The 13,662-nt window shown below is 65.3% G+C and carries 17 protein-coding genes; 8 read left to right on the forward strand and 9 right to left on the reverse strand.

What is annotated here, in order from left to right:
* The first annotated feature begins 14 nt into the window (after nucleotides 1–14).
* Nucleotides 15–947, forward strand: a complete 933-nt coding sequence (locus AC5RWO_RS03605; RefSeq protein WP_498729473.1) for a LysR family transcriptional regulator — start codon at nucleotides 15–17, stop codon at nucleotides 945–947.
* On the opposite strand, the gene AC5RWO_RS03610 is transcribed toward AC5RWO_RS03605, so the two are convergent.
* The gene (locus AC5RWO_RS03610; RefSeq protein ID WP_498729474.1) at nucleotides 941–1,141 is read right to left on the reverse strand and encodes a DUF8730 family Cys-rich protein; all 201 of its coding nucleotides are present in this window, start codon (nucleotides 1,139–1,141) and stop codon (nucleotides 941–943) included. The two genes, AC5RWO_RS03605 and AC5RWO_RS03610, sit on opposite strands and share 7 nt — an antisense overlap.
* 184 nt (nucleotides 1,142–1,325) lie before the next feature.
* On the opposite strand from AC5RWO_RS03610, the gene AC5RWO_RS03615 reads away from it, so the two are divergent.
* Complete coding sequence (locus AC5RWO_RS03615; RefSeq protein WP_498729476.1) at nucleotides 1,326–2,735, forward strand: MBL fold metallo-hydrolase; 1,410 nt, start codon at nucleotides 1,326–1,328, stop codon at nucleotides 2,733–2,735.
* A 78-nt stretch (nucleotides 2,736–2,813) separates the two neighbouring features.
* Here AC5RWO_RS03615 and AC5RWO_RS03620 read toward each other — a convergent pair whose 3' ends face one another.
* A complete protein-coding gene (locus AC5RWO_RS03620) occupies nucleotides 2,814–3,071 on the reverse strand; it encodes a metal-sensitive transcriptional regulator (RefSeq protein ID WP_264670963.1) in 258 nt (85 codons plus the stop codon).
* 122 nt (nucleotides 3,072–3,193) lie between these two features.
* Between AC5RWO_RS03620 and AC5RWO_RS03625 the strand changes: the two genes are divergently transcribed.
* Entirely contained in the window at nucleotides 3,194–3,799 is a 606-nt protein-coding gene (locus AC5RWO_RS03625; protein WP_498729478.1) for a rhodanese-like domain-containing protein, read from the forward strand.
* Nucleotides 3,800–3,868: 69 nt separating this feature from the next.
* Entirely contained in the window at nucleotides 3,869–4,753 is an 885-nt protein-coding gene (locus AC5RWO_RS03630) for a sulfite exporter TauE/SafE family protein (protein ID WP_498729479.1), read from the forward strand.
* A 115-nt stretch (nucleotides 4,754–4,868) separates the two neighbouring features.
* Here the strand turns inward: AC5RWO_RS03630 and hpaD are convergent, their stop codons facing one another.
* Together hpaD and hpaE are read right to left on the reverse strand one after the other, a co-directional pair.
* Nucleotides 4,869–5,942, reverse strand: a complete 1,074-nt coding sequence (gene hpaD, locus AC5RWO_RS03635) for a 3,4-dihydroxyphenylacetate 2,3-dioxygenase (protein ID WP_498729480.1) — start codon at nucleotides 5,940–5,942, stop codon at nucleotides 4,869–4,871.
* A gap of 142 nt (nucleotides 5,943–6,084) precedes the next feature.
* Nucleotides 6,085–7,605, reverse strand: a complete 1,521-nt coding sequence (hpaE, locus tag AC5RWO_RS03640) for a 5-carboxymethyl-2-hydroxymuconate semialdehyde dehydrogenase (RefSeq protein WP_169998178.1) — start codon at nucleotides 7,603–7,605, stop codon at nucleotides 6,085–6,087.
* Between the two features lie 191 nt (nucleotides 7,606–7,796).
* Here hpaE and AC5RWO_RS03645 point away from each other — a divergent pair, with 191 nt between their 5' ends.
* On the forward strand, nucleotides 7,797–8,096 hold the full coding sequence (locus tag AC5RWO_RS03645) for a 2-hydroxycarboxylate transporter family protein (RefSeq protein ID WP_498730071.1): 300 nt from the start codon (nucleotides 7,797–7,799) through the stop codon (nucleotides 8,094–8,096).
* A 170-nt stretch (nucleotides 8,097–8,266) separates the two neighbouring features.
* On the opposite strand, the gene AC5RWO_RS03650 is transcribed toward AC5RWO_RS03645, so the two are convergent.
* The 4 genes from AC5RWO_RS03650 to AC5RWO_RS03665 all read right to left on the reverse strand — a co-directional run bounded on the left by AC5RWO_RS03650 (nucleotide 8,267) and on the right by AC5RWO_RS03665 (nucleotide 10,813).
* Complete coding sequence (locus tag AC5RWO_RS03650) at nucleotides 8,267–9,256, reverse strand: LLM class flavin-dependent oxidoreductase (RefSeq protein WP_498729482.1); 990 nt, start codon at nucleotides 9,254–9,256, stop codon at nucleotides 8,267–8,269.
* A gap of 111 nt (nucleotides 9,257–9,367) precedes the next feature.
* Nucleotides 9,368–9,550 carry a PspC domain-containing protein gene (locus AC5RWO_RS03655; protein ID WP_074700742.1) on the reverse strand — a complete coding sequence of 61 codons (183 nt, stop codon included), beginning with the start codon at nucleotides 9,548–9,550 and terminating at the stop codon, nucleotides 9,368–9,370.
* Nucleotides 9,551–9,559: 9 nt separating this feature from the next.
* The gene (locus AC5RWO_RS03660; RefSeq protein WP_498729484.1) at nucleotides 9,560–9,931 is read right to left on the reverse strand and encodes a hypothetical protein; all 372 of its coding nucleotides are present in this window, start codon (nucleotides 9,929–9,931) and stop codon (nucleotides 9,560–9,562) included.
* Nucleotides 9,932–9,970: 39 nt separating this feature from the next.
* Nucleotides 9,971–10,813, reverse strand: a complete 843-nt coding sequence (locus AC5RWO_RS03665; RefSeq protein ID WP_498729485.1) for an EamA family transporter — start codon at nucleotides 10,811–10,813, stop codon at nucleotides 9,971–9,973.
* Between the two features lie 134 nt (nucleotides 10,814–10,947).
* Here AC5RWO_RS03665 and AC5RWO_RS03670 point away from each other — a divergent pair, with 134 nt between their 5' ends.
* Nucleotides 10,948–11,799, forward strand: coding sequence for a LysR family transcriptional regulator (locus AC5RWO_RS03670; RefSeq protein ID WP_498729487.1), 852 nt, complete (start codon nucleotides 10,948–10,950; stop codon nucleotides 11,797–11,799).
* Nucleotides 11,800–11,851: 52 nt separating this feature from the next.
* On the opposite strand, the gene AC5RWO_RS03675 is transcribed toward AC5RWO_RS03670, so the two are convergent.
* Nucleotides 11,852–12,307 (reverse strand): Lrp/AsnC family transcriptional regulator, encoded by a 456-nt coding sequence (locus tag AC5RWO_RS03675; protein ID WP_498729488.1) that lies wholly within the window; start codon nucleotides 12,305–12,307, stop codon nucleotides 11,852–11,854.
* Between the two features lie 114 nt (nucleotides 12,308–12,421).
* Between AC5RWO_RS03675 and AC5RWO_RS03680 the strand changes: the two genes are divergently transcribed.
* The gene (locus tag AC5RWO_RS03680) at nucleotides 12,422–13,072 is read left to right on the forward strand and encodes a LysE family translocator (protein ID WP_498729489.1); all 651 of its coding nucleotides are present in this window, start codon (nucleotides 12,422–12,424) and stop codon (nucleotides 13,070–13,072) included.
* A 227-nt stretch (nucleotides 13,073–13,299) separates the two neighbouring features.
* Complete coding sequence (locus AC5RWO_RS03685) at nucleotides 13,300–13,647, forward strand: GNAT family N-acetyltransferase (RefSeq protein WP_498729491.1); 348 nt, start codon at nucleotides 13,300–13,302, stop codon at nucleotides 13,645–13,647.
* Nucleotides 13,648–13,662 lie beyond the last annotated feature (15 nt).

The following is a 13,662-nucleotide window of genomic DNA, read 5'->3' on the forward strand; positions in this document are numbered from 1 at the left end:
GCACAATTGCAGATATGAACCACCAGTCCCCCGGCACCGCCGCCGCGAACCCTCATGATCTGCTGATCCTGCTTGCCGTGGCCCGGACCGGAAGATTTACGACGGCGGCCGAGAGCCTGGGCTTGAACCACACCACCGTCTCGCGCCGGATCGCCGCGCTGGAGAAGAGCCTCGGCGGCCGAACGCTCGCGCGCACCGTGGGCGGCTGGGAGCTGACGGACCTGGGCCGCCGGGCCATGCGGGCCGCCGAAGACGTGGAGACCGCGGTGGCTGCCATACACGAAGGCGAGGAAGAAACGGACCAGATCGCTGGCGTCGTACGCATTTCCGCCACCGATGGCTTCAGCGCGTTCATCATCGCGCCGGCGGTCGCACAGCTGCGCCGGAAGCACCCGAACCTCAGTGTGGAGATCGTCAACGTCACGCGACGGGCGCTGCAGCACCGCTCCGGTCTGGACCTGGAAGTGGTGGTCGGTGAGCCGCAGGTACACCGGGCCGAGGCCATCCGACTGGGCCACTACATGCTGGGGATGTATGCCTCGCGCCGCTACCTGGAGGACTTCGGCACGCCCGCCAGCGTCGCCGAACTGAGCGAACACCGGCTGGTGTACTTCGTCGATTCGATGCTGCAGGTTGATGATCTGGATGCGCCGCGGCGGCTCGTTCCCGGCATGCTGGATTCACTCAGTTCCACTAACGTTTTCGTCCACGTCGAGGCCACGCGGGCCGGTGCCGGGATCGGCTTCCTGCCCTGTTTCATGGCTGGCCGCCACCCGGATCTGGTCCGGCTGTTGCCCGAGGACTTCCAGGAACGACTCCCTTATTGGATGGTGCTGCGTCCGGACTCGCTGCGCCAGCCCGCCGTCGCTGCCGTAGCCGAGGCGCTGCGCCGCCGGACGGCCGCCGTCGAAGACGCCCTGCTGGGCCGCGAACCGCTGGATTACTGAGATCGACGGCGGGTGCGTCGCCGGCCGAAAAATCCCCTGATCCAGCCGAAGCCGACGCCGGCCTGCCAGCCCCCTCCGGTAGCGCAGGTGCAGCGGCGGGACTGCGGAACGTTACGCATCACTTGGTCAACGTGGTTGCCGCAGCCTGCCCACGTCGCCTTTCCGCATTTTTGGCATGTCGCCGTCCGGCACATTCAAGACCCTCCATCACGTTTTGGCAGGTAGCCGCTTTACGTGCGGCACCCCTCATCATACATACCCCCATGGGTATGGCCAAGCAACGAGATCGGGGCTTGTCTTATACCCCCGTGGGTATTACCGTTGTCATTGAAGATATACCCCTGGGGGTACCTCAGGAAGCGACGACAAGGAGACGAGATGCTGCTCGAGCGAATCTATGACCAGGACCTGGCCCAGGCCGGCTACTTCATCGGCTGCCAGCGCAAGGGTGAAGCCGTGGTGGTTGACGCCCGCCGTGACATCGATGCTTACCTGGACCTGGCAAAGGCCAACGGGATGAAGATTGTGGCCGTGGCCGAGACGCATATTCATGCCGACTACCTCTCTGGGACCCGCGAACTGGCCGCGGCCACCGGCGCCGGCATTTACGTTTCCGGTGAAGGCGGGACGGACTGGCAGTACGGGTTCGACGCCGAACGCCTGCACGACGGCGATATGATCTCGATCGGAAACATCACGGCCCGGGCCCTGCACACTCCCGGACACACCCCCGAGCACCTCTCGTTCCTGGTCACCGACGGGGCATTCAGCGACCAGCCCGGCTACCTGCTCTCCGGCGACTTCGTCTTCGCCGGCGACCTGGGCCGCCCGGACCTGCTGGATGAGGCCGCGGGCGGCATCGACACCCGCTTCGAGGGCGCGAAGCAGCTCTTCGCCAGCCTGCGGACCAAGTTCCTGGCGTTGCCGGACCACGTCCAGGTGCACCCGGGCCACGGTTCCGGCAGTGCCTGCGGCAAGGCTCTCGGCGCCATCCCGTCCACGACCGTCGGCTATGAGCGGCTGTACGCCTGGTGGGGCAAGTATCTGGAAGCCAACGACGAGCAGGGCTTCATCGATGAACTGCTCGACGGCCAGCCCGACGCGCACGCCTACTTCGGCCGGATGAAGCGACAGAACCGCCTCGGCCCGGAGGTTCTGGGCGAACGCGGCCCGCTGCCCGAACTGGATAACCAGGCCGTCGCTGCGGACCTGGTCGCCGACATGGTGACCTTTGTCGATACCCGCCCCAACGCGCAGGTCCATGAAGGAACCGTGGCTGGCGCCCTGAATATCCCGGCCGGGAACAAGGCCGCCAGCTTCGGCGCCTGGGCCTATGACCCGGAGACCGACGACCGCCCGCTGGTCCTGCTCGCCTCCGAGCAGGACGCAGCACAGCAGATGTGGGACCATCTCGTGCGCGTGGGCATCGACAATGTTGCCGGCTACACTACGAGCCTGGACGGGCTGCCCATCGTGGTCCCGCCCCTGGTCCAGCCAGAGGAACTCGACGGTTTCGACGCCGCCCTGGTCCTGGACGTGCGGAACAAGAGCGAGCACGCCGCCGGGCACATCCCCGGCTCCGAGCAGCTCAGCGCCGGCCGGGTGCTCTGGAACCTGGACCAGCTTCCGGCCGACGGCCCCATCGTGACCTACTGCCAGAGCGGGGTCCGCAACTCCGTCGCCGCAAGCACCCTGCGCCGCGCGGGCTACAACGTCGTCGAACTCGACGGCAGCTACGCCGCATGGGAAGCCCGGCAGAACACCGGAGAGAACGTCCCGGTGTTCTAGCCATTGCACGCCAACAAATAGGAAGGCGACCTCGCGCAGTTTCCATCGCGCGAGGTCGCCTTCTCAGGCCTGCCGAGGTCAGGCCAGGGAGAGGAAGAGTTTTTCCAGTTCCTTCTTGTCGAGGGAGTTGTCCTGCTTGGCCAGGCACTGCTCCAGGCCGGTGGAAATAATCGCGAACCCTGCCTTGTCCAGCGCCTTCGAGACGGCGGCGAGCTGGGTGACCACATCCTTGCAGTCGCGGCCCTCCTCGAGCATCCGGGTAACGGCGGCCAGCTGGCCCTGGGCGCGCTTGAGCCGGTTGATGACCGGGGTGAGTTCGGTGCTGTCGAGCTGCATGATGTTCTCCTCGAGGTGAAAGCCTTCCTCCATTCTATACCCCACGGGGTTTATTGCATACCCCCAGGGGTATGTGGCAGACTTGTGGCGAAACACCCCACCCCTTGAAAGGAAACTCCCCTTTGGCTTCCGAAACTTTGACAGTGACCGCCCTCGACGCGCCGACGCTGCGTGAATGGATGGGCAAGCACCAGGACCTGACCGTGATCGATGTCCGCTCCGCCGCCGAGTTCGAGACCATGCATATCCGCGGCTCCTACAACGTGCCGCTGCCGCTGCTTTCCGAGCACACCGACGAACTCGCCGAACGCCTCGGGGCGTGCGTTGTCCTGGTCTGCCAGTCGGGCGTCCGCGCCGAGCAGGCCCGCCAGCGTTTGAACAACGCCGGAATCGGCGCGGCCCGCGTGCTCACCGGCGGCGTGCCCGGCTTCGCTGCCGCTGGCGGCGACGTCGTCCGCGGCGCGCAGCGCTGGGACCTCGAACGCCAGGTCCGCATGGCAGCCGGCACCCTCGTCGTCGGCGGGCTGCTGGCGGGCAAATTCATCTCCCCGAAGCTGCGCCTGATTGCCGGTGCCATCGGCACCGGCCTGACCTTCTCTGCGGCGACGAACACCTGCGCCATGGGCAAGGCCCTGTCCAAAATGCCGTGGAACAAGACCGCAGCCGAGCCCACTGCCGACAGCGCCATCCGGCAGCTGCCGCGCACCTCGGCCTGCCCCCTCCCCTAAGCCGGTTCCCGCCCGGTCCCCACCCCGGGCGGGAACCCGCCGACCCGCTGCCCCAGAAGGACTGATCACATGACCGTTGCCCTCACAGCCACCCTGCTGCTCTCCGTAGTCATCGGACTCTGCCTCGGCCTGCTCGGAGGCGGAGGCTCCATCCTCACGGTCCCCATCCTCACCTACGTCGCAGGCCTCGACCCCAAGGAAGCCATCGCGGCGTCGTTGTTTGTCGTCGGTGCCACCTCGGCATTCAGCGCCGTTGACCACGCCCGCAAAGGCCGGGTGAAGTGGCGCACCGGCCTGATCTTCGGCGCCGCAGGCATGGCCGGGGCGTTCGGTGGAGGCCTGCTCGGCGGGCACATCCCCGGCACCATCCTCATGATCGCGTTCGCCCTCATGATGGTCGCCACCTCCATCGCCATGATCCGCGGCCGAAGGAAAAAGACCGCCGCCGCCAACAACAGCGAACTGCCCGTCCTCAAAGTCGTCCTCGAAGGCCTCGTCGTCGGCCTGGTCACCGGACTCGTCGGCGCTGGCGGCGGTTTCCTCGTCGTCCCGGCCCTCGCCCTCCTCGGCGGCCTCGCCATGCCCGTCGCCGTGGGCACCTCGCTGGTCGTCATCGCCCTGAAATCCTTCGCCGGGCTCGGCGGCTACCTCACTACAGTCAGCCTCGATTGGGGCCTCGTCGCCGCCGTCACCGCGGCCGCGATCGTCGGCTCCGTCGCCGGTTCCCGCCTCGCCGGCCGCATCCCCGAAGCGGCCATGCGCAAGGGCTTCGGGCTCTTCGTCCTGGCCATGGGCGTCTTCGTCCTTGTCCAGGAACTCCCGGCGCCGGCCAACGTCACCCTCGCCATCACCGCCGCCGCGCTGGCCCTGGCCGCGCTCACTTGCCGGATCGCCATCCCTGCATGCCCGCTCCGCAGAGCCGTCGTCCATCCCTCGCCCGCAGCAACCCCATGAGGTCTGTTCGTCCCCACCGACCAGCCGGAGCGCGCAAGGGCTAAGGCGATTAAATGCACGACGGCGGGGCCCGGCAATCTGCCGCACCCCACCGTCGATCTTTGCTCCAGCTTGGCTAGAGTTGGGCGCCGACCTTGAAGCCGCGCTCCTCGCCCGGCTCGCGGGTGTAGGAGAAGCCGTCGGCTCCGATGGTCACGGCCATTTCGGAGGCGTCGGTACGCTGGATGACCGGCTGGGGGTTGCCGTCCAGGTCCAGGACCAGGGAGGCCTCGGTGTACCAGGACGGCACTACCGGGTTGCCCCACCAGTCGCGGCGCTGGTTGTCGTGGACGTCCCAGGTGACGGTGGGGTTGTCCGGGTCTCCGGTGTAGTAGTCCTGGGTGTAGATCTCGATGCGGTGGCCGTCCGGATCCAGGATGTACAGGTAGAACGCGTTGGAGACGCCGTGGCGGCCGGGGCCGCGTTCGATCCGGTCCGAGATGCGCAGGGCGCCCATCTTGTCGCAGATCTGGATGATGTTGTGCTTTTCGTGCGTGGCGAAGGCAACGTGGTGCATGCGCGGGCCGTCGCCGCCGGTGAGGGCGGTGTCGTGGACGGTCTGCTTGCGGTGCATCCAGGCCGCGTAGGTGACGCCGTCGGAGTCCTTGATGTCTTCGGAGACGCGGAAGCCCAGGTCCTCCAGGTACTTGCGCCCGCGCGGGACGTCTGGGGTGACCTGGTTGAAGTGGTCCAGGCGGACCAGTTCGCCGGCGCTGTAGAGGTCGTAGCGCTGGGTGAGGCGCTCGACGTGCTCGACGTCGTAGAAGAACTCGTACGGGAAGCCCAGCGGGTCCTCCACGCGGACGGAGTCGCCGATGCCCTTGGAGAAGCCGTCCTTGCGGCGCTCGGTGCGGCAGCCGAGTTCCTTGTAGTACGCCTCGGCGGCGTCCACTTCGGCCGGGGACTTCACGCGGTAGGCAAACGATGCCACGGCGGCGACCGGGCCCTTGCGCAGCACCAGGTTGTGGTGGATGAACTCCTCGAAGGAGCGCAGGTAGATGGTGTTCTCGTCCTCTTCGGTCACGTGCAGGCCGAGGACGTCCACGTAGAACTCGCGGGACTTGGCCAGGTCCGTCACGACCAGATCCATGTACGCGCAGCGGACAATGTCCGGAGCAGGGACGCTGGGCTTGGGAATTTCGTTGCTCATGATGCTTCCTTAGAATTTTTGGATTGGTGAGGGAGTGGGCCCATGGACCTGGGCCCACTCCCTTCGGGGGCTAACGCTAGCGACGGAGGTCTGGACTCGGCGTCAGCCCCGGTCAAACGTCCGGAGCAAGCCGGACAAGCAATTAGGCGTCGCCGGTTTCCCGGCTGGCCTCAACGCCGAACTTGGGCGAGTGGGCCTCGTTGAGGGTGATCTGCACCGACTGCTGAGTGGTGTAGAAGTCGACCGAGCGGTAGCCGCCCTCGCGTCCGAGGCCCGAGGCCTTGACGCCGCCGAACGGGGTGCGCAGGTCGCGCACGTTGTTCGAGTTCAGCCACACCATGCCCGACTCGATGGCGTGCGCGAAGTTGTGCGCGCGCTTCAAGTTCGTGGTCCAGACGTAGGCTGCGAGACCGTACTTGGTGTTGTTGGCGAGCTCGAGCGCCTCTTCGTCGGTGTCGAAGGGGGTGATCGCGACGACAGGCCCGAAGATTTCCTCCTGGAAGATCCGGGCATCGGGGGCGACGTCCGCGAACACGGTCGGTGCAACGTAATTGCCCGTGGGGAAGCCGTCGGGACGACCGCCGCCTGCGAGGAGGCGGCCCTCGGACTTGCCGATCTCGATGTAGCTCATGACCTTGTCGAAGTGGTTAGGGTGCACGAGCGAGCCGACCTCGGTCCCGGGATCGCTCGGGAGACCCACCACGATGTTCTTCGCGCGCTCGGCGAAGCGTGCCACGAAGTCGTCGTAGATGTCCCGCTGCACGAGCACGCGGCTGCCAGCCGTGCAACGCTCGCCGTTCAGGCTGAACACACCGAAGACAGTGGCGTCGAGGGCGGCCTCGATGTCGGCGTCGGCGAAGACAACAGCCGGGCTCTTGCCGCCAAGCTCGAGCGAGAGGCTCTTGAACTGGGGGGCGGCCGCGGTCGAGATGGTGGCACCGGTCGAGCTGTCACCGGTGAACGAGACGATCGGCACATCCGGGTGCTTCACGAGGTAGTCGCCCGCGACGCCACCGGAACCGAAGATCAGGTTGAAGACTCCCTCGGGCACGCCTGCCTCGCGGAAGATCTCGGGCCACAGCGCGGCGGAGAGCGGCGTGTAGCTGGCCGGCTTCATGACGACGGTGTTGCCAGTCGCGAGTGCCGGGGCGAGTTTCCACGACTCCTGCATGAAAGGCACGTTCCACGGCGTGATGAGCGCGGCGACGCCGATCGGCTTGCGGTTCACGTAGTTGATCTGGCGACCGGGCACCTTGAACGCGTTGTCTTCCTGCCCGACGATGAGGTCGGCGAAGAAGCGGAAGTTCTCGGCGGCGCGGCGGGCCTGGCCCTTGGCCTGGGTGATCGGCAGGCCGGAGTCATAGCTCTCGAGGTAGGCGAGTTCGTCGTCGCGCGACTCGACGATATCGGCGATCTTGTGCAGCACTCGCGAGCGTTCGCGGGGCAGCATCTTCGGCCAGGGGCCTTCCTTGAAGGCGTGCTTGGCGGCCGCGACGGCGAGGTCCACGTCTTCCGTCTGGCCGGAGGCGGCCGTGGCGTAGGTCTGGTTGGATACCGGGTCCAGAACCTCGAAGGTCTCGCCGCCGATGGAGTCGACGAACTTGCCATCGATGTAGTGCTGGATGTGGTCGGGCAGGTTCTCCGGGACAAAGTGCTTGCTCACGGGCGTGATCCTTCCCCCCTCGTTCAAGGGGTTTTCTTCCAAGGGCGAGAACGTTTCGGATTTGAAATCGTATACGATCCATGGTGACCGAAGACACGCGCTGCTGTCAATAGCTCACCCACGCGCATCTGCGCCAGGAAGGCGCTCGACCCTTCCCGAGCCTCGGCACTGCGCTCAAGCTGACCGGCTGGCTGCCGAAGGATCTTGAGGAGTCAGCCACCGACTGGGGCGACCTCATCAACGCCGTGCTGGTCCCGGCCCTGCTGGTGGGCGTCTCCCTGACCTACATCAAGATCGACGAGGTCCTCGTCTCCCTGGCCGACCCGACCTTCATCGTGCTGACCTTCCTGTGCGTGCTCGCGGCCGGCCTGTCCTCCGGCATCATCGGCTGGTTGGTGAAGTTCAACTTCGTGGAGGTGGCGATCGTCCCCGGCCTCGTCATGGCGGACACCGGCGGATCCGGCGACGTCTCGGTCCTTAGCGCCTCCTAACGCTGCACCTGATGCCGTTTGCGGCGATCACCAACCGTATCGGCGGCACCTTGGTGCTGTTCCTTACCTCCCTGATGGTGCCGATGCTGGCCCTGTGAAACGGAAATAAGAAACCGGTGATCGCTAGGTGCCTTGGGCCGATGTCAATCGATCCAGGGCACCTCATCGACTTAAGCGGCTACCAGACCGCTGACCTCGGCCGTAAGCTCCACCGAGCGGAGCCGCTGCGCCGTCGTCGGCGATTGGTGCGCGACAATAAGTTCGTCGGCGTCGGCATGCTTGGCGAAGCCGTCCAGGTACTCCTTGACGGCTTCCGGCGTGCCGACCGCGGAGTACTTCACCATCTGCTCGATGTGCTGGCCCTGCGGGGACTCGAGGATCATGTCCGCTTCCTCGTCGGTGAACGTCCGGTCGCGGCCGAAGAGCAGCGAGACCCGGGAGCGCTTGGTGATGTGGAGCTGCGCCTGGGCATCTTCGTTGGAATCGGCGGCGATGACGTTCACGCCCGCGATCACGTACGGCTCGGCCAACTGCTCGGAGGGCTGGAACTCTCGCCGGTACGCGGCCACCGCATCCCGCAGCGCGTTCGGTGCGAAGTGCGAGGCAAAGGAGTAGGGCAGGCCCAGCGCGGCGGCCAGCTTGGCGCCGAAAAGGGAGGAGCCGAGAATGTACAGCGGCACATTGGTGCCCTTGCCCGGCGTCGCCTCCACGCCGGGAATGCGTGTCTGCCCGACCAAGTAGCCCTGGAGCTCCTGCACGTCCTGCGGAAAACTCTCGGCGCTCATCGGGTCGCGGCGCATCGCGCGCATGGTGTTCTGGTCGCTGCCCGGCGCGCGCCCCAGGCCAAGATCGATCCGTCCCGGGTGAAGCGTCTCTAGCGTGCCGAACTGCTCGGCGATGGTCAACGGCGCGTGGTTGGGCAGCATAATGCCGCCGGCGCCCAGCCGGATGCTCTCCGTGTGTACGGCAACATGGGCAATCAGCACGCTGGTCGCCGAGGACGCAATCGAGGACATGTTGTGGTGCTCGGCGTACCAAACGCGCCGGTAGCCCAGCTCTTCGGCCCGTTGCGCGAGGGCAACGCTGCCCTCAAGGCTGTCCCGCACCGTCTCACCCTTGCCGATGGTTGCCAGATCGAGAATGGAGAGAGGAACAGTCACTGGTAAGCCAGCCTTTCGTCAGACGCGCATTTCCGGGCATGGTTGCCCGGGTACACCATGGACAACGACGGCGGCGCTCAGCTTATTTCTGCGGCTGCACTTTGGAGCCGCTCAGGGCGCTTTGGGAATCATGATCCACAGCAGGATATACACGATTTCGCCGATGCCCACCAGGCCAAAGATCACGAACCCGATCCGTACAAGCAGCTTTGGAATTCCGAACCGGGCGGCGAGCGCGGCGCAAACGCCGGCGATCATCTTGCCACTGCGGGGCCGAACCAACGTAGAGTTCATGATTTCAGGCTACGCGCGTATTGCTATGCCGTGAACAATTGCCTGCCCAAGCAGCTGCCGGATCACCTCAGCAGTCCGCTCGTCGCTGGCGGCGATAGGCATCGAACGTACCTGCTTACCGTTGCCGATCAGCACGCCCTCGGGATCCGGCAGCGCGGCTCCTTGCTCGAAGGTCAGCAGGAGACGCTCTGGACTGGGGAACAGGGCGCACACATAGCCGGCCTCGGCATCATGAAAGCCAACAGCCTGCCACCCGCGGTACACCCGCTGCTCAAGGTCCGGCTCGGCGTCGAGCAGAATGGAGCGGACCCACAGAGCCAGCTCTGCCTGCTCCGGGTGATACCGGCGCAGATAGTCCTCGGCATCTTCTGCTGCAGTCATCCCGTCTGCCTCCCTTTGGAACTACTGAATCGCAGCAGTTTAAGCCCGGATCTGGATCCCAGTCGATGCCTGCGCGGGAGCCGGATCATTTTTATCAGGGCCACCGAGGAGCAGGACACTGACGTTGGCACAGACGATCAGCACGGTGCCGAGCCACTCGGTTGCCCCGAATGCCTGGCCCAACATGAGCATCCCGATCACCGCGGCGAAGACGGGGTTCACACTCATCAGCAGTCCGAAGACGTGGGTGGATATGTTACGCAAGGCGATGAGGTCGGCTACGTAGGGCACCGCGGATGCCATGACGCCGGCAGTCGCTGCGCAGGCAATGGCGAAGAAGCTCGGCGGATTGTTCAGGAAGAGGATGATGCCCACCGGTACGAACAGCAGCGCCGACACGCCCGTCGCGGCCGCGGTTCCTTCGATCCCCGGAATGCGGTGTCCAATAGAGCGGTTTAGCAAAATGTAGGACGCCCAACTGCACGCGGCAACGAGCGCGAGCCCGATGCCAAGGTAGTCGGTCGAGGGCTCGGGCCAGGTAATGATCACAACGCCGGCCCCGGCAAAAAGGCCGGCGATTGCCGTGCCGACCTTCCGGGAGCTGAAGAGCGCAACGGCGAGCGGGCCGAGGAATTCGAGCGTAACGGCCAGACCGAGGCCAATACGCTCAATGGCGGAGTACAGGCTGAGGTTCATCGTCGCAAAAACCAGAGCCAGCAGCAGGACTGGCCACCACTGATGGCGCGTGAAATTGCGCAGGCGCGGCCGGACGGTCGGTAGCAACAGCGCCGCCGCGACAAACTGGCGCACTGCAACGACTCCCACCGGCCCGATCAGCGGAAAGCCGAGGGAAGCGACCGCGGCTCCGGTTTGGTTCGACATTGTGCTTCCGAGCAGGGTGAGCACGCCCGCCCACCCGCGCTTCTTCGTGCTGCCGTTTGCCTTCATATGGCCATCGTTCCCGTCAAGCAACGGTTCGAGAAATGCATCGACCGTGCGACTTATACACTGAGCGCATGAGTGTTGAGATCCGTCACTTGCGCTGTTTGGTTGCCCTCGCCGAAACGGGCAGCTTTACCGATGCAGCCATCGAACTCGGGGTCTCGCAGGCTTCCATCTCCCGCAATTTGGCCAGCCTTGAAGACGCGCTCGGCGTCCGGCTTATCGACCGCACAACGCGGTCGCTGGAACTGACTCCGGCTGGCGAGAGGACGCTGACCCACGCACGCCGCCTCCTTCTGGTCCTCGACGGCTTGGAACGGGACGCTCGGTCGGAGAAAGCGGTAGTCCGGTTGGGGTATGCCTGGTCCGCCCTTGGAAAGCACACCGTTGAGTTTCAACGCAGGTGGGCGACCGCCCATCCTGATACGGAGCTCCAACTCATTCGCACCAATGCCGCTACCGCGGGTCTGGCCGAAGGGGTAGCAGACCTGGCCATTCTCCGGCGGGCGCCCGATCCCGAAGCCTTCGACATGACGCGCATCGGCTTCGAGAGACGCTATTGCGCGATGGCTTCGGATGACCCGCTGGTTTCACGCCGGAGCGTGACCCTGGCCCAGGTCGCCGAGGGCACCGTTGCGCTCGACCTCCGCACGGGCAGCACGAACATTGAACTGTGGCCGGCAGACGGGCGGCCCGAATCCACCATCAGCATCGGCAACATCGATGACTGGCTGACGGTCATCAGCAGCGGCCAAGCCCGCGGCATCACTGCGGAAGCAACCATGCACCAGTACCGCAGACCGGGGCTGACCTATCGCCTGGTACGGGACGCCCCCGCGCTGCCGGTCTATGCAGCCTGGCCGAAATCCCGCCCGTCGGGCGAGACAGGCGCCATCGTCAAACTGCTGACCGAGCTTTATAGCTAGCCGCAAGGACTTTCCGGGCTACCCATCCGCCCTCCCCCGCCAACCGTGTCCGTCAGAGTGGCAGTCCCGCGCCGGCCTTGAGGTTCTTCATGACGATGGTGGAGGTCAGTTGCTCGACGGCGGGCAGCGCGGAGAGCTCCTCATCGTAGAAGTGCTGGTAGGCAGACAAATCGGCCGCGACTACCTTGAGCAGGTAGTCAATGTCACCGAAGAGCCGCTCCGCTTCAATAATGTGCGTATTGGCAATGACTTGGCGCTCGAACTCCGCCAAGGTGGCACGGTCCACTTGGCGCAAGGTGACAAACACGATGGCCTCAAAACCCAGGCCGACGGCGGACGGCTCGATGTCCGCCCGGTAGCCGCGGATCACGCCGGAGGACTCCAGTTCGCGCAGCCTGCGGTGGCAGGGAGCGACGGTCAGTCCGATGTCACTGGCGAGCGCTGTGGCAGTCCTTCGCCCATCCTGCTGGAGACTGCGCAAAATACTTCTATCAATCTTGTCAACCACGCAAGAATCTTACTCCAGACCTGCAGTTCGGCAATAAAAAGGTAAGCACTTCTCACCGGATTTTTCATACGGTTATTCCAGCTAGCCAGTCATCCCTTCGAGCAGGAGTTCCCCATGGATCAGCAGCTGTTTTTCGGCTTCGCCATTGTCGCCTTTACGCTGGCCTGCACCCCGGGAGCCGACTGGGCCTATTCGATTGCGGCCGGCCTGGGCCAGCGCAGTTTCGCCCCGGCAGTTGCCGGGCTGTGCAGCGGCTATGTTCTGCACACCCTGCTGGTCGCCGCCGGACTCGCTGCCCTCATCGCCAGCCAGCCATCCCTCCTTGGTTGGCTGACGGTAGCCGGCGCCGTCTATCTCGTCTGGCTGGGAATCAGCACGGCGCGGAGTTGGCGCGCCGCCAGTTTCAGCAGCGGAGGGGCCAACAACCCGCCCAGCGCCAAAGGCAGGGTGGCGACATTTTTCCGAGGGATGGGGACCAGCGGCATTAACCCCAAGGGCCTGCTGCTTTATGTGGCGCTGGTACCGCAGTTCGTCAGCCCGCAGGCGTCCCTGCCCGCATCCATCCAGTCCGGCATCCTAGGCCTGTCCTTCGTCGCGGCTGCCGCCCTCGTTTACACCCTGGTCGCCTTGGCGGCCAGGAAGTTACTCGCCTCCCGTCCTGCCGCCGCCGGCCGGGTCACCTTGGCCAGCGGCACCATCATGATCGCCCTGGGCGCCGTTCTGCTGTGGGAGCAGGCCGGATCTTTGCTGGCCTTCTTCGCCTAGCCGCCACCCGCGATGCGGGCCCTGCCAAGGCAGGCGCCGCCGTCGTTGTTTCCCTCCCTTCCCGAGAAAGCACGGCAATCGGACTGCATTTTCGGGGGAAGCTGGACATGGTCCTGGCACTGGTCGGGCAGGCTGTGCCCGCGTAGCGTAAGGGGCAATGCCTGTACGGGACAGAAAATGGCGGCTGACCCGGCCTCGATCCCTGACAAGCGCTGCAGGAGGCAATTGTGGAGCAACGGTCCACCATCACCATCCGGAACAATCCCGACCGCCAGCGTTACGAACTCCTGGACGGCGACGCCGTCATCGGCAAGGCCCTCTGGGTTCCTTATGAGGCGACGGACGGAGCGCAGCGGATTTTTTACCACACCGTTGTCGACGACGCCTACGCCGGACAGGGCCTGGCCTCCCAGTTGGCTCGCTATGCGCTGGACGACACCAGCAAAGCAGGCCTACCGATCATCCCGGTATGCCCCTACATCAAGAAGTGGCTGCACAAACATCCCGACTACAAGTCACAAACCGTGCTGGTACGCCCAGAGCACCTTGCCGCCGTACCCCGGTCAAAGGCGTAGTAACGGCGCCAGGTC

The organism is Arthrobacter sp. B055-34 (assembly GCF_059090425.1).

Bases quoted from the DNA above. Each gene is read 5' to 3' on its own strand.
- hpaD (WP_498729480.1), bottom strand. From the start codon at position 5,942: ATGAGCAACGAAATTCCCAAGCCCAGCGTCCCTGCTCCGGACATTGTC.
- AC5RWO_RS03665 (WP_498729485.1), bottom strand. From the start codon at position 10,813: ATGTCGAACCAAACCGGAGCCGCGGTCGCTTCCCTCGGCTTTCCGCTG.
- AC5RWO_RS03680 (WP_498729489.1), top strand. From the start codon at position 12,422: ATGGATCAGCAGCTGTTTTTCGGCTTCGCCATTGTCGCCTTTACGCTG.
- AC5RWO_RS03630 (WP_498729479.1), top strand. From the start codon at position 3,869: ATGACCGTTGCCCTCACAGCCACCCTGCTGCTCTCCGTAGTCATCGGA.
- AC5RWO_RS03660 (WP_498729484.1), bottom strand. From the start codon at position 9,931: ATGACTGCAGCAGAAGATGCCGAGGACTATCTGCGCCGGTATCACCCG.
- AC5RWO_RS03610 (WP_498729474.1), bottom strand. From the start codon at position 1,141: ATGTGCCGGACGGCGACATGCCAAAAATGCGGAAAGGCGACGTGGGCA.
- AC5RWO_RS03605 (WP_498729473.1), top strand. From the start codon at position 15: ATGAACCACCAGTCCCCCGGCACCGCCGCCGCGAACCCTCATGATCTG.
- AC5RWO_RS03670 (WP_498729487.1), top strand. From the start codon at position 10,948: ATGAGTGTTGAGATCCGTCACTTGCGCTGTTTGGTTGCCCTCGCCGAA.
- AC5RWO_RS03615 (WP_498729476.1), top strand. From the start codon at position 1,326: ATGCTGCTCGAGCGAATCTATGACCAGGACCTGGCCCAGGCCGGCTAC.
- AC5RWO_RS03620 (WP_264670963.1), bottom strand. From the start codon at position 3,071: ATGCAGCTCGACAGCACCGAACTCACCCCGGTCATCAACCGGCTCAAG.
- AC5RWO_RS03655 (WP_074700742.1), bottom strand. From the start codon at position 9,550: ATGAACTCTACGTTGGTTCGGCCCCGCAGTGGCAAGATGATCGCCGGC.